20 protein-coding genes, 1 tRNA gene and 2 pseudogenes are annotated in these 24,147 nt (G+C 41.8%); 13 read left to right on the forward strand and 10 right to left on the reverse strand.

Annotated features, from left to right (window positions below):
* Positions 1-113 precede the first annotated feature (113 nt).
* The 4 genes from ACX27_RS02300 to pds form a co-directional block, all read right to left on the reverse strand.
* Positions 114-1,418 carry an ABC transporter substrate-binding protein gene (locus ACX27_RS02300; RefSeq protein WP_062287876.1) on the reverse strand — a complete coding sequence of 435 codons (1,305 nt, stop codon included), beginning with the start codon at positions 1,416-1,418 and terminating at the stop codon, positions 114-116.
* 194 nt (positions 1,419-1,612) lie between these two features.
* Positions 1,613-1,704 (reverse strand) — tRNA-Ser (locus ACX27_RS02305).
* Between the two features lie 298 nt (positions 1,705-2,002).
* On the reverse strand, positions 2,003-2,935 hold the full coding sequence (gene crtB / locus ACX27_RS02310) for a 15-cis-phytoene synthase CrtB (protein WP_062287879.1): 933 nt from the start codon (positions 2,933-2,935) through the stop codon (positions 2,003-2,005).
* Positions 2,919-4,358 (reverse strand): 15-cis-phytoene desaturase, encoded by a 1,440-nt coding sequence (gene pds, locus ACX27_RS02315; RefSeq protein ID WP_062287882.1) that lies wholly within the window; start codon positions 4,356-4,358, stop codon positions 2,919-2,921. Before pds ends, crtB begins: the two co-directional genes overlap by 17 nt.
* A 258-nt stretch (positions 4,359-4,616) precedes the next feature.
* Here pds and ACX27_RS02320 point away from each other — a divergent pair, with 258 nt between their 5' ends.
* The 7 genes from ACX27_RS02320 (at position 4,617) to ACX27_RS02350 (ending at position 10,088) form a co-directional block, all read left to right on the forward strand.
* The gene (locus ACX27_RS02320; RefSeq protein ID WP_062287885.1) at positions 4,617-5,705 is read left to right on the forward strand and encodes a glycoside hydrolase family 3 N-terminal domain-containing protein; all 1,089 of its coding nucleotides are present in this window, start codon (positions 4,617-4,619) and stop codon (positions 5,703-5,705) included.
* A 59-nt stretch (positions 5,706-5,764) separates the two neighbouring features.
* A complete protein-coding gene (locus ACX27_RS02325) occupies positions 5,765-6,655 on the forward strand; it encodes an RpnC/YadD family protein (RefSeq protein ID WP_062287888.1) in 891 nt (296 codons plus the stop codon).
* A gap of 130 nt (positions 6,656-6,785) precedes the next feature.
* Positions 6,786-8,432 carry a B12-binding domain-containing radical SAM protein gene (locus ACX27_RS02330; RefSeq protein ID WP_062287890.1) on the forward strand — a complete coding sequence of 549 codons (1,647 nt, stop codon included), beginning with the start codon at positions 6,786-6,788 and terminating at the stop codon, positions 8,430-8,432.
* Between the two features lie 11 nt (positions 8,433-8,443).
* Positions 8,444-8,635, forward strand: a complete 192-nt coding sequence (locus ACX27_RS02335) for a CPXCG motif-containing cysteine-rich protein (protein WP_062287893.1) — start codon at positions 8,444-8,446, stop codon at positions 8,633-8,635.
* A 99-nt stretch (positions 8,636-8,734) separates the two neighbouring features.
* Complete coding sequence (locus ACX27_RS02340) at positions 8,735-9,199, forward strand: SRPBCC family protein (protein WP_062287896.1); 465 nt, start codon at positions 8,735-8,737, stop codon at positions 9,197-9,199.
* A 175-nt stretch (positions 9,200-9,374) separates the two neighbouring features.
* Positions 9,375-9,782 (forward strand): phage holin family protein, encoded by a 408-nt coding sequence (locus ACX27_RS02345; RefSeq protein WP_062287899.1) that lies wholly within the window; start codon positions 9,375-9,377, stop codon positions 9,780-9,782.
* Positions 9,783-9,902: 120 nt separating this feature from the next.
* On the forward strand, positions 9,903-10,088 hold the full coding sequence (locus ACX27_RS02350) for a YqaE/Pmp3 family membrane protein (protein WP_062287902.1): 186 nt from the start codon (positions 9,903-9,905) through the stop codon (positions 10,086-10,088).
* 262 nt (positions 10,089-10,350) lie between these two features.
* Here ACX27_RS02350 and ACX27_RS02355 read toward each other — a convergent pair whose 3' ends face one another.
* Positions 10,351-11,133 (reverse strand): GumC domain-containing protein, encoded by a 783-nt coding sequence (locus ACX27_RS02355; RefSeq protein WP_062287904.1) that lies wholly within the window; start codon positions 11,131-11,133, stop codon positions 10,351-10,353.
* Positions 11,134-11,407: 274 nt separating this feature from the next.
* Here ACX27_RS02355 and petJ point away from each other — a divergent pair.
* Together petJ and ACX27_RS02365 are read left to right on the forward strand one after the other, a co-directional pair.
* Positions 11,408-11,736 (forward strand): annotated as a pseudogene (gene petJ / locus ACX27_RS02360) (cytochrome c6 PetJ).
* A 23-nt stretch (positions 11,737-11,759) separates the two neighbouring features.
* Positions 11,760-12,779, forward strand: a complete 1,020-nt coding sequence (locus tag ACX27_RS02365; RefSeq protein WP_062298087.1) for an aldo/keto reductase — start codon at positions 11,760-11,762, stop codon at positions 12,777-12,779.
* Positions 12,780-12,895: 116 nt separating this feature from the next.
* On the opposite strand, the pseudogene ACX27_RS02370 reads toward ACX27_RS02365, so the two are convergent.
* Positions 12,896-13,367: pseudogene (locus tag ACX27_RS02370) on the reverse strand (DUF4385 domain-containing protein).
* An 83-nt stretch (positions 13,368-13,450) separates the two neighbouring features.
* On the opposite strand from ACX27_RS02370, the gene ACX27_RS02375 reads away from it, so the two are divergent.
* A complete protein-coding gene (locus ACX27_RS02375; RefSeq protein WP_062287907.1) occupies positions 13,451-13,921 on the forward strand; it encodes a VOC family protein in 471 nt (156 codons plus the stop codon).
* 33 nt (positions 13,922-13,954) lie between these two features.
* Positions 13,955-14,233 (forward strand): hypothetical protein, encoded by a 279-nt coding sequence (locus tag ACX27_RS02380; protein WP_062287910.1) that lies wholly within the window; start codon positions 13,955-13,957, stop codon positions 14,231-14,233.
* Between the two features lie 78 nt (positions 14,234-14,311).
* Here ACX27_RS02380 and ACX27_RS02385 read toward each other — a convergent pair whose 3' ends face one another.
* The 4 genes from ACX27_RS02385 to ACX27_RS02400 form a co-directional block, all read right to left on the reverse strand.
* A complete protein-coding gene (locus tag ACX27_RS02385) occupies positions 14,312-15,835 on the reverse strand; it encodes a trehalase family glycosidase (RefSeq protein ID WP_062287913.1) in 1,524 nt (507 codons plus the stop codon).
* A 43-nt stretch (positions 15,836-15,878) separates the two neighbouring features.
* Positions 15,879-18,644, reverse strand: a complete 2,766-nt coding sequence (treY, locus tag ACX27_RS02390; RefSeq protein ID WP_062287917.1) for a malto-oligosyltrehalose synthase — start codon at positions 18,642-18,644, stop codon at positions 15,879-15,881.
* A 213-nt stretch (positions 18,645-18,857) separates the two neighbouring features.
* Positions 18,858-20,702, reverse strand: coding sequence for a malto-oligosyltrehalose trehalohydrolase (treZ, locus tag ACX27_RS02395; protein WP_062287920.1), 1,845 nt, complete (start codon positions 20,700-20,702; stop codon positions 18,858-18,860).
* A gap of 518 nt (positions 20,703-21,220) precedes the next feature.
* The gene (locus ACX27_RS02400; RefSeq protein WP_062287923.1) at positions 21,221-22,948 is read right to left on the reverse strand and encodes an Rqc2 family fibronectin-binding protein; all 1,728 of its coding nucleotides are present in this window, start codon (positions 22,946-22,948) and stop codon (positions 21,221-21,223) included.
* A 72-nt stretch (positions 22,949-23,020) separates the two neighbouring features.
* Here ACX27_RS02400 and ACX27_RS02405 point away from each other — a divergent pair, with 72 nt between their 5' ends.
* Together ACX27_RS02405 and ACX27_RS02410 are read left to right on the forward strand one after the other, a co-directional pair.
* Positions 23,021-23,344 carry a hypothetical protein gene (locus tag ACX27_RS02405; RefSeq protein ID WP_062287926.1) on the forward strand — a complete coding sequence of 108 codons (324 nt, stop codon included), beginning with the start codon at positions 23,021-23,023 and terminating at the stop codon, positions 23,342-23,344.
* A gap of 247 nt (positions 23,345-23,591) precedes the next feature.
* Entirely contained in the window at positions 23,592-24,083 is a 492-nt protein-coding gene (locus ACX27_RS02410) for a hypothetical protein (protein ID WP_062287930.1), read from the forward strand.
* Positions 24,084-24,147: the final 64 nt, after the last annotated feature.

Consider the following 24,147-nt stretch of genomic DNA (forward strand, 5'->3'; position numbering starts at 1 on the left):
TAGAGGCTAGTAGTTTACCAACGCAATATTGCTGTGTAGACCTAGCAGGGGGCAGGGTGCAAGGGGGAGAATCTTTCTCCTCCGCCCCCTTGCACCCTGCTCCGAAGCCATTCTTACTTAGGCGTAACTTTATCAATCACGCTGATTTTGCCGTCATCTCCTACAGTCCAAACATCATACACACCAAGGACATCACCATTTTCGTCAACATCTACGTTACCGCTTGCGCCTTGGTAATTGATCGTTTTACCTTCTTTGAGTAACTTTAACCCTTCACAAACATCAGTAACTTCTGTACCAGAGCCAGCCGCAACTTCTCGGATTTTACTGGAAATGCCCACACCTGTGTTGTCTTTAGCGGCTTGTGCTGCTAAGACTAGCAATGCAGCTGCATCCCAGGCTTGGGGTGCATATTCTCCCGGTGAACCACCTTTTTTCTCTTTCCACAACTTGTTAAAGGCTTCTAAGGCTTTACCATCAGAACCCGGTACTGTCCCTAATGCCCCGGTTAAGATAAATTTGCTATCACTACCTTTACCTACTTGTTCAGGGAAGGTAGGTGATTTCACGCCATCGGTAAGCAGAACTTGTACGCCTTTCATCAAACCTTGTTGATAAGCTGCTTTCAAAAGTAAACTACCTGTTTCAGCGTAGAGTACGGCAACTACTGCATCTGGCTTACCTGCAAATGCCGCCGCCGCTTCAGTATCAAAGGTTTGGGCTTTGGGGTCATAACGAACTGGGTTATTTTTATTAACTACTGTGCCGCCTAATTTTTCAAAAGTTTCGACAAAAGCTTTTTCAAAACCCACACCGTAATCGTTGTTAATTACAACTGTGGAAACACGTTTAAAACCTTTTTTATTAGCTAACTGAGCTAATGCTAATGCTTGATAAGTATCGGGGGGTGCAGTCCGCGCCCAAAAGCCTTTAAATTCGCCTTTTTTCGCTTTCTCCGTAAATACGGGACTGGTGCTACCAGGAGATATCAGCATGACTTTATTAGGTACAGCAACGGAAACTGCTGCTGTGGAAACACTACTCGCAAAGGAACCAACTACACCTGCTACTTTATCTAGTGTTGCCAGTTTGGTCATACCAGCCGCACCTGCTTTGGGGTCGGTTTGGTCATCTACTTGTACGAGTGAGACGTTTTTACCATTGACTCCACCACAGGCGTTAACGGTATCAACTAGCAATGGTACAGAACCTACCATCTGCTGTCCGATGGAAGCTAAGTCACCAGTTGTAGGTAATAGAGTACCAATTTTTAATCCGTCAGTACTGCTGGTGGTAGTTGAGTTAGCAGATGGGCTGGTAGTAGTAGTGCTATTGTTGGCATTATCACAAGCTGCCATCAAAAAGCCTATGGCTATGGTAGCTACACTCAAGGCTAGGGCAGTAGTAATTCTTGGCATAATTTACTTTCACTCCTCTGAAATGCGGGAGCCTGAAAGTCAGATTCAAAACTATGTTTCAGATAGCTCAATCTTAACAGACTCCAAATGTTAAATAATAACATCCACCATGAGGAGTGTCTGTGTTAGCTCTGACATTAATATTAATATTTGTTTAATACTTCGCAGTACTAAGTGCAGTTTACTGCCGAAAACGGAGAGGGAGGGATTCGAACCCTCGGTACGGAGTTGCCTGCCGTACAACAGATTAGCAATCTGCCGCTTTCGACCACTCAGCCACCTCTCCAGGGTCACGAATATTTATGATAGCAGATTTTTTGGTAAAGTCAAACAATTTTTATGAGGCAGGAGGCAGGAGGTAAAACATTACTGTTCCTAATATTTAAGCTCTTAAAATTTCCTAATCTATGTGAATATAGCTATATAGTCAATAGTTATGAGAGCAACTATTAACCATTGAATGGAAGGGCTGAAAGAAACCAAACTAAGCGAATAACAATTAGCTAGGCTAAAAGCCTCTTCACTTCTGCCTCCTGCCTTCTGCCTTCTGCCTTACCTTAACGAGAAATACTCACGCCAACTAGTTATAGTACTTGCGATCGCATCCAAGCCAAGGGTAAGGTGCGGAATTTTTTCAATTGCGGCACATAAGCCCGTTGGCTGAACACATCATAATCATTGCGTTCAATTGCATCTAAAATCTGTCCATAGAGCATAGAAGCTGCCCACACTGGCCAACGGGCATCAGGTGATAAATGGCTAATACCTTCTTCGGCTTTGGTATAGAATTGCCTCGCCCGGTCAATTTGAAATTGCATTAAGGCACGCCAACGGTCATCTACTACACCTTGAAAGAATTCTAGCTCGGTGTAGTTAAATCGCGCTAAGTCTTCTAGGGGTATGTATATGCGTCCGCGTCGAGTATCTTCGCCCACATCCCGCAGAATGTTGGTGAGTTGATTGGCAATGCCGAGGGCGATCGCTTCTTCTGTAGGTATATACTGTGGTTTTTTCTGATTCCAAGGTGCTGTATTAGCTTCAGTATCTACACCCATAATGGCTGTTGACATCAACCCCACAGTCCCTGCCACACGATAACAGTAGAGGTACAATTCCTCAAATGTTTCGTAGCGGCTGCGGTATAAGTCCATACGCTGGCCAGCAATCATATCCCGAAAGGGCTGAATGTCGAGGGGAAACTTTTGTAAACTATCCACCAAAGCGACATCGTAATTTTCCTGTGGGTGTCCTGCAAAAATCGATTCTAATTGCTGCTCCCATAGGTCTAGGGTTTCTGGCGTGGTGATGGCAGATGCAGGCCCATCTACTAATTCGTCTGTACGGCGACACCAAGCGTAAATTGCCCAAACAGCTTGGCGCTTTGCCGGACTCATCAGCAAAGTACCAAGGTAAAAGGTTTTGGCATACTTGGCTGTAAGTTGCCGACAAAGTTTATATGACTCGTCTACAGAGACCAGCGTTTTCATGCGCGGGGGGGAATCAGGCAGTTGCAGCATTCGTTGCAGGCGGTCGGGTTAGCGTTTGTAAGTTTGAGGCACTGGCCTCTGGCAGCGATTCACAAATCGCCTGCGCTGTTAGCTTACCAGAAAGTACGGCCCCTTCCATACTGCCTAAGTAGCGTTGCATGGTGTAACTCCCACTCAGAAAGAAATTGGCGATGGGCGTTTTTTGGGGCGGACGGTACTGTTGACGACCAGGAGTCGCTTTGTAAACTGAACGCGGCGTTTTCACTACATGGGATTTCAGCAGTTTGGCTGGATTTTCTTTCCCAAAGTGGTCGGGGAAGAGTTTTTCCAACTCAGTCATAGTTGCAGCAACAATTTCCTCGTCAGATTTGCTGACCCAATCTTTTGCCGGAGCGAGAACTAATTCCAGCATTGAACGATCAGGGTTAGCATATTCTCGACAAGTGTTGCTCATATCAGCATAAACGCTGAGGAGGGGCGATCGCGAGAAAAGTAGGTGATCAATGTCTGTTAATTTCCGATCAAACCATAGATGGAGATTAACTACTGGTACGCCTTCTAAGCCTTCTAGCTTTTGAAAGAATTCCATTTGCTTCCAAGGTTCGGGTAGCATGACTTTTAACGGATCAACTGACATCGCTGATACGTAAAAGTCTGCCGTCACCACTTCATCAGGTTCGCCATTTAACCCACGCAGCAAAAATTCTTTGACTGTGCCATCAGATTTCAGCACAATTTCTTTGAGAGGGGCATTGAGCCGCACTTCGCCACCACGTTCGGTAATGTAATCAACAATGGGTTGACACAATCTTTCGGTGGGCGAACCATCTAAAAAGGCGATTTTGGAGCCGTATCGCTCTTGCAAGAAGCGATTGAGGGCTGTTAATAAAATTGTTGAAGAAACTTCATCAGGGTTAATAAAGGTAAGGGCTTTAGAAGCAGCAATAAACACATCACTTGCTACCCGTTCACCAACACCTTGTCTTTTCAGCCATTCAGAAAAGCTGTACTTATCCATCTCTTCAACATAATTTTGACCACGGACAATGGCTGGCAGCAGGCCAATAGCAAACCTAATCTTCTGCTCCCAAGTCAACATATCGTTGTTACGCAGAATCGAGGCAATGATGTTAAACGGAGATGGAATATCGGGAACATCAAACCGTGAGAGTGTTCCAGGCTTTTCTGGTTGATTAAAAATTAGTGTATGTTCTTTCCACTGAAGGCGGTCTTCAATGCCTAATTCCTTGAGCAATTGCAGCATATTGGGGTATGCCCCAAAGAAGGCGTGTAACCCGGTTTCGTACCAGTCGCCGTCAGAGTCTTTCCATGCCGCTACTAGGCCACCCAATACGTCCCGACGCTCTAAGACAATGGGGGTGTAACCTGCGTCTACAAGATATTTCGCGCAGGAAAGTCCTGCTAGACCAGCACCCGCGATCGCTACTCGCATTTAAACCTACTGTTGTTCAATATTTCTTAATGGTTTTGTCGTTCTCATTATACGTTGCAATCCGTTACATTTGGCAGTAATTGTGCGGTTGCTTGGGGAAAAAGTTCTTAATTTAAGGAAACAGAGAGCAGCGCGGTCTTGGGGTCTCCCCAAGTGGAGCAACTGCGGAGGAACAGAGAACAGGGAACAGTTCAATAATTTCTGGTGGCAATGGTAGATTTTTATACAAAACTTTTTTAGAAAAATAGGTAAAAAATTATGTCAATCTCACGAGAGCTAGAATTATTTGGAAATCACGTAATTTTGGGGGTTTCCAGCACAAAATTGAGTGATGATGATAAGCGGGCGCTGGGTGAGTTAAAACCAGTCGGAGTCATATTTTTTGGTAAAAACTTTATAGAAGGTGTTCCTTATGAGATTTGGTTAGAAAGCTTTAAAGAACTCATCGACCAAATTCGAGAATATGCGGAACGTGATTCGATGTTTATGACTTTAGATCATGAAGGTGGGCGGGTAGTCCGTACACCTTTACCAATTACGAGATTTCCTTATGCAATGCTATTGCGATCGCAGGCTAGAGAAGTAGCAAAAGCCACAGCTAGAGAGTTGAAATCACTGGGGATTAATGTCTCTTGGTCGCCTGTGGCCGATGTTTATTCTAATCCTCTCAACCCGGTAATTGGGCCGCGTGCTTTTGGCAACACAACAGAAACCGCAGCCCAATATGCGTTGGAATATTATCTAGGGTTGCAAGAGTCTGGTATTTTAGGATGTGCCAAGCATTTTCCGGGACATGGAGACACCAGCACCGATTCTCACGTTGAATTACCAGTGCTGAATTTAACTGTACAAGATTTGCGCGATCGGGAACTGATACCTTTCAAAGCTTTGATTGCAGCACAAATTCCCTTAATTATGACAACTCACATCTTGTTTCCTCAAATTGATCCAGATGTGCCAGGAACTATCTCACAACGAATTCTGAAAAATATTTTACGAGAAGAACTAGGGTTTGAGGGTGTTGTAGTATCCGATGACTTGGATATGAAAGCAATTTCCGATATGTTTACCCAAAGCGGTACTGTCGCACGCGCCTTTAACGCTGGGTGTGACTTGTTTATTTTGTCGCGGAATATCAATTCATCGTCTTTGGAACGTACTTATTATATGGCGAAAGATTTTGCTGATGCTCTCAGTCAAGGTAGCTTGAAGAAAGAGGTAGTGACAGCCGCTAGACAGAGAATTGAAAATTTGTTAGCCCAAACACCGCAATATATTGTTCATGCTTTGGATAAAGCTACATTACTACGACACGCAGAATTAGCGATCGCTTGTACTTTCCAATAAAGCCATTTCAAACTCTTATCCTCTCTGCGACTCCGCGCCTCTGCGTGAGATAAATAATAATGACCAGATTCATTCACGACCAATTCGCTAAAGATTATTTAGAAGAATTACTCACCCCTTATGGCGAAGTTCAAGCAGCACGACGAGTAGCAGGCGAAGTCAGAGAGATAGACGTTTATTTCATTCCCAGACAACCTGGTAATATCTCAGAAACTCTTGGTTTATTGGGACAATTTGCTACAACTCCAGCTTTATTTGAACCATTTCGGAATCCGGCTGCGGCTACAGAAATTTGTGATTGTCTTTTAAAATTATTAGAGGTACGTGGCGATTTACAACGGCAAGCAAATCGAAATAACACCCGCATTCAAGAATCTGATTTACCAAAATTATGGATTCTTACGCCGACAGCATCCGCATCACTTCTATCAGGATTTGGTGCTAACCCGAAAGCTGATTTTTTGCCTGGGGTTTACTTCATGGCAGAATACTTACGTACAGCTATAGTAGCAATTCATCAGTTACCTATTATCCCCGAAACTTTGTGGTTGAGAATCATCGGTAGGGGAAACATTCAGAAACAAGCAATTGATGAACTAGAAGCACTTTCTCCTGATAACCCATTCCGCAAAGCGACCTTAGAATTACTGTACAACTTGCAGCGAAATTTACAAGTTACGCAAAATCAAGACGAAGAAGATAGGGAGTTAGTTATGCGATTAGCACCACTTTATCAACAAGATAGAGAACAAGCGATACAAGAAGGTGAAGAACGAGGAATTCAGCAAGGTGAACGCTTAGTTGTAGAAAATTTGCTGAAGGTTCGCTTTGGTGAATTAGATAATCAACTGCAAGCAATTATTGAACCTTTATTGGCTTTACCTCCAGAAGAATTTACTCCTTTGCTGTTGCAATTATCGCGTAAACAATTAATTGATAGGTTCTGTTAGGTTATACTGGATAAGGCTTGTAAATTTAGTTTTCAACGCAGAGACTCGCGGAGGTAAACACAAATGTACGCAGAGTCTTTTTTCGGTTTTTTAATATAAAAATTGGGAATAATTCAAAATCTAAAATTGCATGACATCATCTCTATTTGCTACTGAACGACTTTTATTCACTCCTACTACTCCTGATACTGATGCAATACCCCTGATTTTTGCCTTTCCTAATGAGTACAGTGTGGGTATTACTAGCCTTGGTTATCAGATAGTTTGGGCAACTTTAGCAATGCGCGATGATGTGCAGGTAAGTAGGCTATTTACTGATATTCATGAACAACTTCCAAGACAACCGGAGATTGTGGGATTTTCGATTTCTTGGGAATTGGATTATGTCAATATTTTAAATTTATTGGAATCTTTAGATGTTCCGATTCGGGCAAAGTTACGAAATGATGCTCATCCGCTTATTTTTGGTGGCGGCCCAGTTCTCACGGCTAATCCTGAACCTTTTGCCGATTTTTTTGATATCATCTTGTTAGGAGATGGGGAAAATCTGCTGGGTAATTTTATTGAAGCATATAAAGAAGTGAGACAAGCTCCTAGACAAATTCAGCTTCAAAGATTGGCACAAGTACAAGGGATTTATATTCCGAGTTTGTATGAAGTAGAATATCAAACACCGGATGGTGAAATTAAATCAATTCAGCCGATTGATTCAGATGTTCCGGCTATTGTTCAAAAGCAAACTTATCGCGGAAATATTCTCTCAGCTTCCACAGTAGTTACAGAAAAAGCTGCTTGGGAAAATATTTACATGGTGGAGGTGGTAAGAAGTTGTCCGGAAATGTGCCGCTTTTGTTTGGCAAGTTATCTGACACTACCATTTAGAACTGCTAGTTTGGAAAGCTCATTAATTCCTGCGATTGAGAGAGGTTTAGCAGTTACAAACCGCCTGGGATTATTGGGTGCTTCTGTGACACAACATCCAGAATTTGAGGAGTTATTGAATTATATTAGTCAGCCAAAGTATGATGAGGTGCGGCTGAGTATTGCTTCAGTCCGGACTAATACGGTAACAGTGCAGTTGGCGGAAACTTTGGCAAAACGAGACACGCGATCGCTTACCATAGCTGTAGAGAGTGGTTCAGATAAACTGCGGCAAATCATCAACAAAAAGCTGCAAAATGATGAAATCATCCAAGCGGCGATAAATGCGAAAGCTGGCGGACTCTCAGGCTTAAAACTCTACGGGATGGTGGGTATCCCTGGGGAAGAGGCGGAAGATTTAGACGCAACTGTGGCTATGATGCGGAGTATGAAAAAAGCTGCACCTGGACTAAGATTAAGCTTTGGCTGTAGTACCTTTGTCCCCAAATCTCATACACCATTTCAATGGTTTGGCGTAAATCGTCAAGCAGAAAAGCGGTTGCAGCTTTTACAAAAACAACTCAAACCCCAGGGGATAGATTTTCGTCCAGAAAGTTATAACTGGTCTATCATACAGGCTTTGTTATCGCGGGGCGATCGCAGATTATCCCAACTTTTGGAACTCACCCGTGACTTTGGCGACTCCTTGGGTAGTTATAAACGCGCCTTCAAGCAACTTAAAGGACAAATCCCCGACTTAGATTTTTATGTCCATACTAACTGGTCAACATCTCAGGTCTTGCCTTGGAGCCACTTGCAAGGGCCGCTACCGCAGTCTACACTACTAAAGCACTTGGATGAGGCGACCAGTCATTTCCGTTCAGCCTCTAAAGAACTACAACCTTTAAATTCGTAGTTAAAATTTGAATGCAAACCACTGCTGAGTATTACTGCGCCTTTTGCGGCGAACCAAACTTAACCTTTATTGACTTGAGTGCGGGGGGACAGCAATCTTATGTTGAAGATTGTCAAGTTTGCTGTAACCCCAATATTTTGTATATCCGGGTTGACGAAGACACCTTAGATATCGAAATTGATACTGAATACGACGAAGGCTGATACTATTCTAAATTTAGAATCGCTGTGTATCCCTTGAGTGTATCAATACCATCTATCGCCATCATTTTTTCTTGGTATGAGTTTTAGGTTTTGCTGTTCATGCTGCACTTCAACCATTCATCTGTAATTAATGCGCCAATAGAATTAGTTTGGCAATTTCATGAAAGACCAGATATCCTACAAATGCTAACTCCGCCTTGGCAACCAGTCCAAGTAGTCCGGCGGGAAGGAGGACTGCAAATAGGTGCTATTACAGAGTTTCGTTTGTTTCTGGGGTTAGTACCTTTAACTTGGTTAGCGCGTCACACCCAATGCGAACCATATCACCTATTTGTAGATGAACAAATATCTGGCCCCTTTGAAACTTGGATACATCGCCATGAATTTCAGTCCGAAGATGGCAAAACCAAGCTAACAGATGCAATTTCCTACTCTATGCCAGGGGGAGATACAGTTGAATTTATTAGTGGTTGGCTAGTGCAAAGTCAACTAGAAGCGATGTTTCGCTACCGCCATTATGTAACGAAGCGTGAATGCGAGGGTAAAGGTAATAACTGGTGGTAAAAATAAAGATTAGAGGCTAGAGCCAATTTTCTCGTAATTTATGAAATTTTTCCCGAAATTCAGTCAACTGGTAGAAGCAGAATCTATCTTATAAGAGAGGTTGAAGTTTGCCAGATTGTTAATGATAGTAGCAAGACATTCAAACAAACTATCACTGACTTTTTAGGTAAAAAAAATGTTGGGAACATTTCTTATAACTCTAGCTACAGCACTCAGCTTACTAATTGTTGATTTAGTTGTGCCTGGTGTTAATATTGCTAACTTTCCTTCGGCGTTAATTGCGGCTGTTGTCATTGGCTTACTCAATAGTTCGGTCAAGCCAGTGCTTTCTACCCTATCTTTACCATTAAACCTGTTAACCTTCGGAGCATTTTCGCTGGTTGTGAACGGTATTTGTTTCACATTAGCAGCATTTTTAGTACCTGGGTTTAGCGCACATGGAATTCTCGCGTTTATTCTCGGCCCAGTTGTTTTATCTTTAGCTAATACCTTCATTGGTAACTACTTTGCTGAAAGAAACTTGTCTTTAACAGGCAACACTTCCAAAACAGGTGAATTACCCCAAGGTAATCCTCAGCAATAGTAGAAATATTATCGGCTGCAAAAATTATGCAGAATTAACATAATTCTTGAGACAGAGTTTGTCATAAAGTTAATTCTGGACAATGTGAGTTAATCAATTTGAAACAGTAACAACAAACCCATGAAACTATTGCGCTTTTTACTTGCTCTTGTAGTGCCTCCTTTGGGCGTTTTTCTGACAGTTGGTGTTGGCCCGACTTTGGTAATTAATATTCTGTTGACCTTGCTTGGTTGGCTTCCTGGCAGTATTCATGCACTGTGGGTAGTTGCTAAGAGAGAAGAAGCATTGAACAGTGGAACTTACTAAATTAGGCAAGATAATTTACATCTTTCCATCGAACAACCTATCTAAATAAGGACAATCAATTAAGGGTAGATTATGCAAGTCTACCCTTTTTATTATGCTTTTCTTAACATTTAGAGAGCTACAGTTACTTAAGCTAATAGTTAATGCTGTTATAGCTATGACTAGCGGAAGATAGCTGTTGTATGAGTACGTTGTTAACTAAATCGCACTTACTCAAAACCCCGACTTCTTGAAGAAATCGGGGTTCTGATGATGTTGGTATCTAGTTTTTATCTGCTGGTTCCTTGTCTTTAAACAAATCGGCGGTTGCTAGAAGTAACTCGCGTAAGGTTTGTTTGATTTGGAGTTCTTTTTTAGCGATGGCTGTACCAGCTTCGCCTAGTTTATCTTCTAACTGCGATCGCTTCTGTGATACCTGTGTCGCTAAAACTTCCGCTTGGGGACGAGCCTGGTTATACCAAGTTTTGGCATCATTGAGATAATTTTGAATTTCTTCTGAACGGCCGCCATAACGTGCGGCTAAATTTGCACGGACAATGGCTAATTGTGCTTGCAATTGAGCGTAACGTTTTCTTAGTAACGACACTTCATCACTATTTTTGACAGCGTTTACAGCCGAGTCAATCACATTTTTGGTATCAGCCGTATTTTGTTTACCTGTTTCCTCAATCTCTGCCAATATTACATCTACATCTTGCTGAAGTTTTTCTTCTTCACTATCTAATTGTGCCTGTAATCTTTGCAGTTCTGACTGAGTTTGAATGATAGTTTCGTGTCTTTTGTGATTCACACCTTCCAAAGCACCTTCAATAGAAGCTGTCACTTCTTCTTTAATTTCAGTTCCTCTTTCTTGCAGAGTTTCAATCACAGCCGCGACCGCATCTTTAACTAGTCCCCGCAATTCAGTTGAGCCTTCTTTCAACTCAGCCGCGACTTGTGAAACTGCTGATTTGACAATTTCTCGTACTCGCTCAGTTCGTAACTGACCAGTTTCTTTAGCTTGTCTCAAGTCAGTTTGAATTTGTTCTTTGATATTTTTAACCATTTTCAACTCTTGTTATTTAGCTAATTTGGATAAATTTATTTAGTTTAGTCGTCTCTGACATCTAAATTCTGACGTATTCTATTGGCAATAGACACTTCCTTTAGATAGAAAATGATAAAATATCAGTCTGCCTCCGTGGTTTTATTGACATAGCAAATGTCAGGTATCGCTATGCACATAATTATGAGAAGATAAAATCTGAAATAAAAGTTACTCTCAAAAAATGATTACCGCCAAAGCACAAATTAAGATAATGAGAATAAACTTGCTTAAAATGATGCAGCTATTATGTTTAATTCTCTTGTTATTTACTACCACTTTTACCTTGCCAGCAAATGCCAGCGACACAGCTAACGGCGCACAAATATTTAGCGTGCATTGTGCTGGCTGTCATATTAACGGTAGTAATATTATCAGACGCGGAAAAAAATTTAAAAAAAGCAGGCACTCAAGAAATATAATATGGATTCCATAGAGGCAATTACATCCATTGTCACCAATGGCAAAAGTAATATGTCTGCTTACAAAGACCGCCTGAGTGAACAAGAAATTCATGATGTTGCGGCTTATGTTCTAGACCAAGCAGCTAAAGATTGGCGTTAGATAATTATCAATTTAACTATATGGTGCTACTACCTACAGAAAGTCGTCTGCAACTAACTCCTGATTTAAACATTTGTCGGATATTAAATGGAATGTGGCAAGTATCTGGCGCACATGGACATATTCAACCACAAGCGGCAATACAAGCTATGTTCCAATATATGGATGCAGGTTTTACTACCTGGGATTTAGCCGACCATTATGGCCCGGCTGAAGATTTTATTGGAGAATTTCGCCATCAACTAATTGCAACTAGAGGGAAAGAAGCTTTAGCCAACTTACAAGCTTTCACAAAATGGGTTCCTCGTCCACGGAAAATTACGAAAAAAATAGTTGAGGAAAATATTAATATTTCCTTGCGGAGAATGCAGGTTGAATCTTTAGATTTAATCCAATTTCATTGGTGGGAATATAATGATAAAAACTATTTAGATGCCTTGAGATTTATGGCAGAATTGCAAACTGAGGGCAAAATTAAGCACTTAGCTTTGACAAATTTTGATACAAAACACCTGCAAATTATCATCAATGCAGGAATTAAAATTGTTTCTAACCAAGTGCAGTTTTCTTTAGTTGACCGCCGTCCAGAAGTGGCAATGGTAGAATTTTGTCACGAACATAATATTAAACTGTTAACTTACGGGACAGTTTGCGGTGGTTTTTTATCAGAGAAATATTTAGGTCAGCCGGAACCCCGAAACTTTGATTTAGCCACAGCCAGCTTACGCAAATACAAAAATATGATTGATGCTTGGGGTGGTTGGCAATTATTTCAAGAATTGCTGGTGACGCTGAAAGACATTGCTGATAAGTATGGTGTCAGTATTGCGAATATTGCTGTGCGTTACATCTTAGATAAACCAGCCGTAGGAGGTGTGATTGTGGGTGCAAGGCTGGGTGTATCGGAACATATTGAAAATAACGCCAAAGTCTTTAGTTTTAGTTTAGCCCAGGAAGATTGCGATCGCATTGATCAAGTCTCGCAAAAATCCCGCGATTTGTATAAGATAATTGGCGATTGTGGTGATGAATACCGCAGATAATTCGTGATTTTGAATAGTACATCAAGGCAATATCTAAAAAATGGTCTTCAATTAGTGGTGAATTTGAATCTTCCACTAATTGATTCTGACTCCTGACTTCTGAATTATTTTTTAATTCAGACCTCATACATTTGTTTATGCCTAGCTAAAAGCTGAAGATATTTGGTATTTGTCTTTGCCTCTACCCATTTGGCTTTAAAAATAGCCGCCGATTCTGCTTTTACTGGGTCTACTTCTAATGGTAAGACTTCTTTTGTTGAACTTCCATCTGTGGAAGTTTTTTTTATATTTTCTGCCACTTTTATGATTGGCATAACGGCGAGAACGTGTATACCCCATTTGAATAAATTTTCTTGCCATATCTGCTCCCACAAAATCATCTTGTTCGAGATAATGTAGAAACATCTCATAGATTTTTTCACTGGACTGTCTAGCAATCTCAGGTGTTTTGAACCGCCAATAAGGGAGAATTTCGGATTTATAAGGTTCTACCAAAAGTACACCCTGCTCGCCTTTACCAACGCGGTATAATTCAGGGTGTTGGCGAAAATCGATTTTTTGAAAGTCTAAAGAATAATCAAAATCCATAATAATTTAAAGTAAACTCTGTTTAAGAGTTCAACTTCTACCCTAGTAAGGAAATTTATTCTGCCCTATTATCTAGCTGTCGTATGAAAAGTATCCTTGCTCCTGGACATTTGCGGAAAGTGCATCACATTGCTCTCAATGTCAAAGATATGCAAGCTTCGCGTCACTTTTACGGTAAGATTTTAGGCTTACATGAATTGACGGGTAAGCAAGTCCCCGCAACATTGGTGGAACTGGTGGCTGAAGGGAAAGTTGCCAACTTTGTGACTCCTGATGGTGTAATTTTAGATTTATTTTGGACACCTGATCTCAATCCACCTCATCCAGACCCAGAACAGAGTTTTACCAGAGCGTATCATCTGGCGTTTGATATTGATCCGCGATTATTTGAGACAGCCCTAGCTGTTTTAGAGGAGAATAAAGTAGCGATCGCACATGGCCCAGTTACTCGTCCTACAGGTAAAGGCGTGTACTTTTATGACCCTGACGGATTTATGATTGAAATTCGTTGCGATCCTCAACCTGAACTAAAAGTACCGAGTGCTAATTACTAATTCAGTATCTCAATAATTCCTTCTCATATAACAATGCAGATATTTCAAGTCATCGAAGCAGCACTCACAAAACCACCCATTCCCCACGAACCATACAAGCAATCACTCAAAGCTTGGGCAATGTATTGCTTGCGTGATAGAGGTTTCAAAGTTGTTTATGCTCAAAATGCTGATTTTGCCATCGAACCTAAAGGCGGAGATAAAATCTATTTTAAAGTTACCAACAATGCAGATGATGTAGATAATTCTTGCGCTTGGATAGTGTGGGATAGCGCCGCTAAAACAGCCAGCTTGATTCCACCATCATCTTGATGAAGGAGGCAGAAGGCAAGAGGTAAAAGTCCCACTTTTTACCTCAGATTTGTGCTTTTTAAATAGTCTTGTCGAAACTCACAGCGAAGCCATTACACCCTCCCCGTAACCCAAAGCTAAAAGTTCTAAAATTACGCCATTAGTCCAACCGAAACCTATTTCGTTAGAACTGTAACCAAAGCAAATTTCATCGGAAACTTGAGCAGAACAACGCTCAACGTCATATTTTTCGACGAAGAAACCAAATCTGGTAAATTCTTGCATCGCCATAGCAAGGAATTTATCCGCAATCTCCTTGGCTTCGGTATGATATCCATAGCGGCGAAGTCCCAAGACAGCAATTAATGTGAGGGGAGACCAGCCAAAAGGCGCGTCCCATTGATTTCCTGTGACGCGAGAGCTGGTAAAAATTCCCCCTGGTGCGGCGAATATCGGTAGATTCTGGGCGATTCTTGCGGCTTGTGTAGGTGAAGCAAGTCCTGTCCAGAGAGGATAGAAGGTGGTAGCAAATTCATAATGACGACGATCGCCACTATGGAAATTATAGTCTAGGTAAAGTCCTGTTTCTTCATCCCATAGGTATTGATTGATACGTTCACAGCGGAGACTGGCGCGATCGCTCCATTGTTGTCTGAGTTCTGGATTACCTAAAATATCGTGAATCTGCGCCAAGTCTTGCTCCATTTGATACAGCAAACAGTTTAAACAAACAGGCGCATAGTGGATGATATCAACGCTGAAAGGGCCAAAGCGGTTGCTAATATCAAAACCAGACTCTCGCATAGAGCGATCACCTTTGTAAAATAAGTCTGTGAGTTCGTCTTTTTCGCGGTCATAATACAAACTCACATCATAATCATCAATCTCAAATTTTTGATAATATTCCTTGACACGTTCGTAGTGGCTGCGTCCGGCTTCGTCCAGTTCCGAAAATAAAACTTCGGGGGCTGGCCCTTCTCCTAAAGCAAAATATCGAGATAAGCCTGTGGCGGGGTTGAGATGTGGCGGTACTACCCAGTAGTAATAAAATTGTTCTAATAAGGGCAAAGTTGATTTTAACCATGCTTGATCTTGGGTATGTTGAAACAACGCCAGCACCATCAAACTTAAGACAGGGGGTTGCGATCGCGTCAGCATATAGGTACGGTTGGCATTGAGAATAGTGCCGTAATGCTGGACTTGATAAAGTAATTGATCAACTTGACTTTGAGCTAATTCCCATTCTTCATCCCGCAGTAAGCCCAGCAAAATAAAATAGCTGTCCCAGCCATACATCTCGTTAAAACGTCCACCAGGGACAACATAAGCGCCGGGGAGATATAACAAGCCGTGTTCTTGAATATCTGCAACTTCGTTGGGTAAGGTACGAATTTCTATTTGCTGCATTTCGGTTGCAGATAGCGATCGCTCTAACACAGACTTGACTGTATTACAGTCTTCTTGGGGAGATATGTAAACTAGCCACGGGGTATTGGGTGGGTGTTCTAGTTTGGTGTCTTGGGCTGATTCTAGTAAGTGTTGATGGGAACGGGTGAGGGTTTTCCAGGTTTGTTTGATGTAGGTGCGGATGGCTTGTGTCTGTGTGGTGAGTTGTATAGTCATGATTTTTGTTTCGCGCAAAGGCGCAAAGGTGCAAAGGGAAGAGTTATTCAGTCATTAATAAGGCTACGGGGAAGTGGGAGAGGGCGGTGGCGATGGGGAGAGTATCTCTGGTTTGTAGGGTTTGGTGGGTGAGGAGGTTTTGCCAAGTTTTGGCGGGGAGTTTTAGGTGTGTATCTTGCCATACTGACTCGCCTAGTGGGAGTTTTCCGGGTGGGGTGAGGCTGGTGAGGAAGCGGGGAACAATGGCGATCGCGGTTTGCTTGTTATGTTGGCGGGCAAAGGCGATGATATGGTTGGCGTGAGTTCCGTGGACTTCCAGAGGTTGGTATTCGCCGTTTTGGAATAATGAGAGATATTTTGTTCTGGCTTTGAGTGCTTGCAGTGTTAAAAACAGTTTGATTCTACCGTCGGTTTTCTGAGTTAGGAGTTCGGGAATCAAGCTGAGAATATCGGTTTTGATTTGCGCTTGGATAGTACTCAAATAACTACGTCGCAATTCAAAATCTACGGGACGGCGGTTATCGGGATCAACTAAGCTGAAATCCCACAGTTCTGTTCCTTGGTAGAAGTCGGGAACACCAGGCGCAGTAATTTTGAGGAGGGTTTGGGAAAGAGAATTAAATATGCCATATTCGGCAATTTTTTGTTGAAATGGACGGAAGTTATCTAAAAATTGCCGTGATAATTTGGGGTCAAGTATTTTCTGCACAAAGGTTGTACAAGCTGCTTCATATTCGTTATCAGGGCGTAACCATGCGGTGTGAACTTTTGCTTCCCGGATGGCTTTAATCATGTATTCTTGCACCCGTTCCACGAAAGAGGCTTGTTCATGTTCTGCAAAGGGAAACGCACCAACTAGGGTTTGATAAAGGAAATATTCATCGTTGCGATCGACTAAGCTACGATGTGATTGATTCAGTTCACTCCAGTGATTTACCTGTTGTTCCCACTCTTGAGGAATTTCTGACAACACATTTAACCTCGCTCTCACATCTTCGCCGCGCTTGGTATCATGGGTTGCGGTGGCGTTCATGGTGTGAGGCCAGTTCTGTTGGTGTTGTTGATTAAAGTGATGAAATTGCTCGGTAGTAATACCAAAATGACTGGGATTTCCGCCGACTTCATTCAGTGAAATTAGACGGTTGTAAACATATAAAGTAGTATCTTCCACACCTTTAGCCATGAGTGGGCCAGTGTATTGCTGCATCCGCAAGACAAAATAAATCCACTGTTCTTTTTCTGTTTGGCTGAGAGATTCATCAAACTGCAACAGCAAGACTTTTTCTAAAAAGTTCATTTCATGTTGCAACAGGGGTACTTGTTTTCTCGCCGTATTAATTACTTGTTGAATACAAGCTTTATCGTTATCGGAAATTGCATCGGGCGTGATATAAGTACGGTAGATGGGGAATAATGTCAGAAGTTCTGCGATCGCTCGCTTCAGACCATTCAATGTAAAATCATTACCATAGCGATATTTGCTGGCAATATTCTTTAACAAACTAGCTAAATTATCAACATCACCTGCTAAATTCTTTTCTAAGATGAGATGTTTTTTCTCTTTAACTAGTGATGGATAATTAACGCGTGAACTTATAAATGAATGATAGATTTTATCAAATGCTGTTTCGTTTTGAGATTGACAAAATACTCCATTGACATAATTCAAAAAGTCATATCCCGAAGTGCCTTGAATCTGCCAGTTGTTTGGTAAATCTTCCGTAAGTTCTAAAATCTTTTCAACTGTGATATAAACATCACCCATTTTTTCTTGCAGTCTTTCTAAATACTGCGTTGGGTTATATAGTCCATCAATATGATCAATTCTTAAGCCAGTGAATACACCTTCCTCTACCAGCTTATGAATTAAACTATGAGTGTTGTTAAACACGCGCATTTCTTCAACCTTCACCGAGATGAGTTCATTAACAGTGAAGAAACGGCGGTAGTTCATTTCCTCAGCGCCAACTTTCCAGAAAGCGAGACGATAAAACTGGTCATTGAGTAAGTCATCAAGTAAGTTAAAACTTTCAGAATTACCTGGTTTGCCATTAAAACTTTTTAGGTTTTCGTCAATGAATTCCCGGATATCATCATTAGTGCTGTAGAGTTCCCAAATCAAACCTTTGATAAAAGCAATTTGGTCTTGACGCTGTTTACCAGTAACTTCTGAAGGCACACTTTTGAGAACGTAGAGAACGCCTAAAAGTTTAATAAAATCAGGATGATTTCTCCCCAGTGTGCGGGTGAGTTTACCAAGATTGTAAGTCAGAAACTTGCTATAAGATTCTAACCGCAATGGTAATTTTAAACTGTAATAGTTAACAGTTAAACCATTCTGTTCGTATTGGAGTTGAATATCTCCCTTTTCTAAAGCTTCGCCATAAAAATCTCCTAACAATGGTGCAAGAATACGCTCTTGACTATTAGCAAAAGGCGAGTTCCAACAAACATCAAAGTAATCGGTATAGCTAGAATCTGCACCATGTTCCAACACATCCATTAAATAGGGATTTTCGCTACTATAAGCCATGTGATTCGGCACAATATCTTGTAGCCAACCCATCCCCAAAGCTTGTAATTCTGCCACTAAAGCCGCAAAATCTTCCTGAGTTCCCAATTGCGGATTTAACAGTGCAGCATCCACAACATCATAACCATGTGTACTCCCAGTTCTCGCCTTAAAAATCGGCGAAGCATACAAATCAGAAATACCTAAATCTGATAAATAGGATGCGATCGCTCTAGCATCCTCAAAGCCAAACTGGGGTGTAAACTGAATTCTATAAGTTACTTTTGGGATTCGCATAATACTTTTACTTGATATAAGTAGAACAGTGTAAATAATTGTAGTTAGGAAAAGGCAGGGGGCAGAAGGCAGGAGAAAAGAGGATTTTAGCTTAATTAATTTTTCTTAATATAGTTTGATTTTTTCCCACCGACTTACTTAAATAGGCCGAAAAAGAGGTGTAGGAAAAAAACACTCCGCGCCCCTCCGCGTTGAACTCAGCGCACCTCTGCGTTAAAAAACCTCATACAAAACCAAACTCATAGCCTCCAACACAATCTCATCTCCAACCGCGAGTTTGTCAGCAGCTTGAGAACCTTCACCAGACCATACAGCATCGGCTGAGTCTAATAATTTACGTGCGTTTTGCTGAATTGGTAAACTCACCGCCACCGATGAGGAATTAAAATTCATCGCAAATACCACTTCATCCGACTCACACCAACGCCGCACTACAACTAATTTTTTGTCTTCATCACTGGTTGCTGCAATACTGTCGCGGTCATAATTCAACAGCGCGGGATGAGTTTGGCGTAAATTAATTAACTGACGATACCAATTCCATAAAACCTGGTGTTGTCCTTGGTGACGCAATTCCCAGTTAAGTTTACACCGCAGAAATGTCTGTGCAGATTCGGGATCTGGTGGGTCTTCTGCATAGTGAAACGCTTCAAACTCTTGCTTGCGTCCAGCACGCACAGATTGAATCAACTCAGGGTCAGAGTGGCTGACAAAATAGATAAAGGGTGCAGTTTCGCCATATTCTTCACCCATGAATAGTAACGGTAAGTAAGGTGATAACAACACAGCACCAGCCGCTAACTTCAAACCAGCAAAGGAAATTCGCTCAGATAAGCGTTCTCCCTTCATTTGATTACCAATTTGGTCGTGATTTTGAATACAAACTGAAAACTGAGATAATGGGCGATCGCGGCAAGATATCCCATGAAAACGCTTACGGTGGGGCGCATATCGCCAATCATAGACAAAAGTATCTTGGTAAGCTTTCGCTAAATCGGCACACTTACCGAAATCTTGATAATACCCTTGGCGATCGCCAGTTAACAATGTATGTAATGCGTGGTGAAAATCATCACTCCACTGTGCATCAATTCCATATCCTCCCAATTCTGGCGGACGCACAATTTGCGGGTTATTCAAGTCACTTTCTGCAATTAAATGGCGTTTCCATGTTCCTCCACCAGAGAAGTTATGCACAGTTTCCGCCAATTCCCATAAAAAATGCTTTGCACCCAAATCATAAATTGCTTGAATTGCATCCAGCCGCAAAGCATCTATATGAAAGTCTCCCAACCAATACAAAGCATTTTGAATAAAATAATTTCGCACACCTTGGCTATAAGCATCATCGAAATTCATCGCGTTGCCCCAAGGTGTTTTATAAGTTTTAGTAAAATAGGGCGCAAACTGACCCATATAATTACCTTCTGGGCCAAAGTGGTTATAAACCACATCCAGCACTACAGCAATACCATTTGCGTGACAAGCATTCACAAAGCGTTTGAAATCGGCGGGACTACCGTAGGAATTTTGTACCGCATACAGATAAACGCCATCATATCCCCAGTTACGATATGCCAAATCAGACTGAATATGATCATCGCCCGGAAATTGGGCAATGGGCATAATTTCAATCGCGTTAATTCCTAACTCCCGCAGTTCTGGTAAACGGGGAATAATTGCAGCAAAGGTTCCTTCCGGTGTGAATGTCCCTACATGGAGTTCATAGAAAATCATCGATTCTAATGGAACACCCGTCCAGGTTGTATCTGTCCACTCAAACTGATGATCTACAACCACAGAAGCACCGTGAACGCCTTGGGGTTGAAACTGCGAAGCTGGGTCAGCAAAAGCTTCTTGCCCATTTAATTGATATCGATACAGTGTACCTGGATACACATCATTGACTTTTATTTGCCAATATCCATCTGCTTGCGGTTTTAGCGGAATTAACTGCGGTTCTGGCGTTAAAATTTCTACCGCAACGCTGTTTAAGGTGGGAGACCAAACAGTAAACTCACACTCGCCGTTACCTAAGTAGTGAGCGCCAATTTTCACACAGCATCCTCCGGTTAAATGATGTTCTGGATAATTGTTTGACAACTGCAAATGTCATCAAGTCAACATTTTTCAGTCATCTGCCAGATAGCATCATGGTATTTTTCTCAGTTATTTCACCAGTGCCAAAAGATATATTTAGTAGTAAGCATTTGGAAATAAAAAGACCAGCCTCCCACAGCTGGTCAATTAAATGTTTTTCGCGTTGTCTTCTCAATAGAGTTAAAACCCGATTGCGCGTTCCCAAAATGCAACGGGCAACTTTTCTTAACAATATTGTAACAGCCAACACAGTTTTTTCTTAAAAATTCACTAAAAAAAGATAAAGCCATTTCGGATGGGCTTCTATCTTTGAGAATATTTCAACTAACCCGGAAGGTAGAGGGGATTTAGGGGACAAGGGGGACAAGGGAGACAAGAGGGACAAGGGGGAAGAATAGCAATTGATAACTCCTGCCTCCTGCCTCCTGCCTTCTGCCTCCTGCCTTCTGCCTCCTGCCTCCTGCCTTCTGCCTTCTTCAATTACTATTGACTAACTGTGGTTTTCCCCAGAGAATGCGCTCTTGTTTATAAATAGCAATTCCTGGTTTGGCTCCTTTGGGTTTGTAGACGTACTTGGGCTGAGTGTAGACTACTGGTACTTGGTCGCTTTGGCGAGCGCGGCTGTAGTAGGCGGCGAGGTTGGCAGCATATTGCAAATCATCTGTGTCGGGGACAGCCCCCGCCTCTAAACGCATGAGAATATGGCTTCCGGGAATTTCTTGGGCGTGGAACCACAAGTCATAATCTCCGGCGATCCGAAAAGTTAATTGGTCATTTTGGCGATTATTTCGACCAATTAAGATTTCCCAACCGTTAGGAGTACGATAACGGCGGAAGTTGGTGATAGCAGTTTCGTTAATGCTGCGATCGCGGTATTGTGGATCTTCTAAATATTTTTGTCCAATTAGCTCATCGCGGATTTCTTCTAAAGCTTGCAAATCTTCGGCTGTTTCGTAGTTTTCGATTTGCGCGATCGCATCCTCTACTTGCTCTAAATAATCAATCTCAGATTGCACGTCAAATAATAGCGGTTCCACTGCCAAACGAGCGCGTTTGAGTTTTTGGTGCTGCTTGTAAAAATTTTGAGCATTCTGCACACCATTTTTATCAGGCTGAAGTGCGATCGCTACTGGTTCCCCTGTCTCAAAATCAGGTAGAGTGATTTCTTGCATTCCCGGTTGCCAATTTTGCAAGTTAGCCATCAACAAATCTGCTTTTTGACGATAATCATCAGCTTGATCTGATTGCTGTAAACGGGTTGTAAAGGCTTGGGCTTTGATTTTTAACTTCGCCAGAATATTCTGTAACTTCTGACTGAGTTGATGGCGCAATTGAGCAAATACCTGTTGGTTGAGTTGGTCTGTGTAATACTTATTGACCAAGGCTTGGGTATCTTTGACTGGCGCAACCGCACCCCAACCCATCACGGTGTAACCTGTTGCTGTCCAAGCTGGTTGGAATTTCCCGACATCTAAAGCTTGCAACCATTCTTGCCAACGTTCAAAGAGTTTTTGCCAATCTTCAGTACTTAGTTGATCAGTAGTTGTTTCTGGTGCAATACTCGCTGATAACAGCATAGAATCTACCAGTGATGCACTTAACCCGCTATAACTTTTGATGAGTTGACGCTTAATTGCACCGGGAACTAAACTCACCCTTTCTTGCCAACGTGCTTGAGATTCGCTCAAACTCGGAACCGGGCCTGTGAGTTTTGGGGGAAATTCGTAAAGCTGTCCAGTTTGAATCGGTCGGACACTCGATTGCTGTTCACTAACTTGATGAGCAGCCGTAATGATGAAATTATTGGCATCAGTCAAAATTGCATTGCTGTATTTGCCCATAATTTCCACATACAAGTGATATAGGGCAGATTCTCCCGGACGACGGGCAAATTTTAAATCAATCGCCCTCTCCCAAGGTGCGATCGCTTCAATCCCAATTAAAGCCAAGCCACCCAATTGGTGTACTAGTTGCTGGCTAAAAGTAAAAGTATCAGGCGATCGCGGCGGCGGATCACCAATACAAATCCGTGCAGCTTGGGGATGCCAAGAAATTTCCAGCCAACCCCGTTGTTTCAGGGTGCGTAATGCGATAGAAATAGTGTAGCGATCGCGCTGATAAACTTGTTCTAAACGCGATGGCAGCCAGTAAGCGCGTAGTTCGCTACAAGCAGAAGTCAGGGTGGTAAAGTCAACTGGTTGCACAACAACAAATCATGGGCGTTCAAACGTCGATGCTCAGTATATGCTATCTTGTCTAGCTCTGATTGGCATACCATGAAAAAGATAAAATCTTGCACAGCCTCCCGCCTGCTCATAGCTACAGTAGTCACTACAGGCGCATTGTCATTAATCACTCCAGTTAATGCTCAACAAACTCCTGAAACTGTAGCTAACGGTATATACCATCCACGAGAGGCAACCTTTTTCCGTGAGGGAAGAGAAAAATTAGAAAGAGAAATAGGATTTTTATCAAAAAATAGCATTTCTGCTCCCGAAAGCATCCTCAAAATTACTCCAGCAAAAACACCTGTAATCCAGCAGCCACCTCTTGATAATCCTCAATATTTACCAGAAAAAAAAGCTCTACCGTCAAATTAATCACCACCTCATCTATCTGAAAAGTATTGCAGAGGAACAAAATAATTGCGAGATTTATATCCCCGACTTCTTAAATAAGTCGGGGATATTTTTTTCATAAATAATTGCACCCGAATTTATAACTTTAACTACAATGCTATCTTCCTAGAGATACTAAAATGATTTCTAAAGTTTATCTATATTTTGATAATAATTTTGTTGCTAAAAGGTAGCAAAAATTAACTAGTGATTTCTAGAGGTTTAAAGTATGAATTTGCTACTTACAACATTCACCCAACACCTACATCTTTCCCAATCACAACTAGAATCTATACTGTCAAAATCGCTCAATGAAGTGTTGATTTTGCCGGAATTAAAACAAGAATTAGCAAGTTTAGATATTAACTTGCTCAAAGAAACATTACCCACAGCCGGAGCAGTTTTAGCTCAAGAATTACCACCTTTTTACAATTGGTTAAAAAACGAGTTGGGTGTTAAACGGGTGCCCGACAGTCCAGATCATGCAACAGCATGGGTAATTGGTTTTGTGAACAATCAAGAAAGTTTAACTCACTTAGTTGAATTACATCGTCCTGTACCACGTCCAGCTTTAGAAGCTTCAGTTCCTCGCCTGATAGGGTTGTTTGATGGCGTAGTAAATACAGCAGTCAGAAAAGAATGGCAAAAAGCGATCGCAGCTTTATGCTTAGTCTTAGTAGTCGATGCTCGTGAACAAGATAGAATCTCTGTCGCAGCTTAAAAACTTACGCAGTGAACAAGAACCCCGACTTCTTCAAGAAGTCAGGGTTCTTGGTGCTATAACC

Source organism: Nostoc piscinale CENA21, assembly GCF_001298445.1.
Classification (GTDB): Bacteria; Cyanobacteriota; Cyanobacteriia; order Cyanobacteriales; family Nostocaceae; genus Nostoc_B; species Nostoc_B piscinale_A.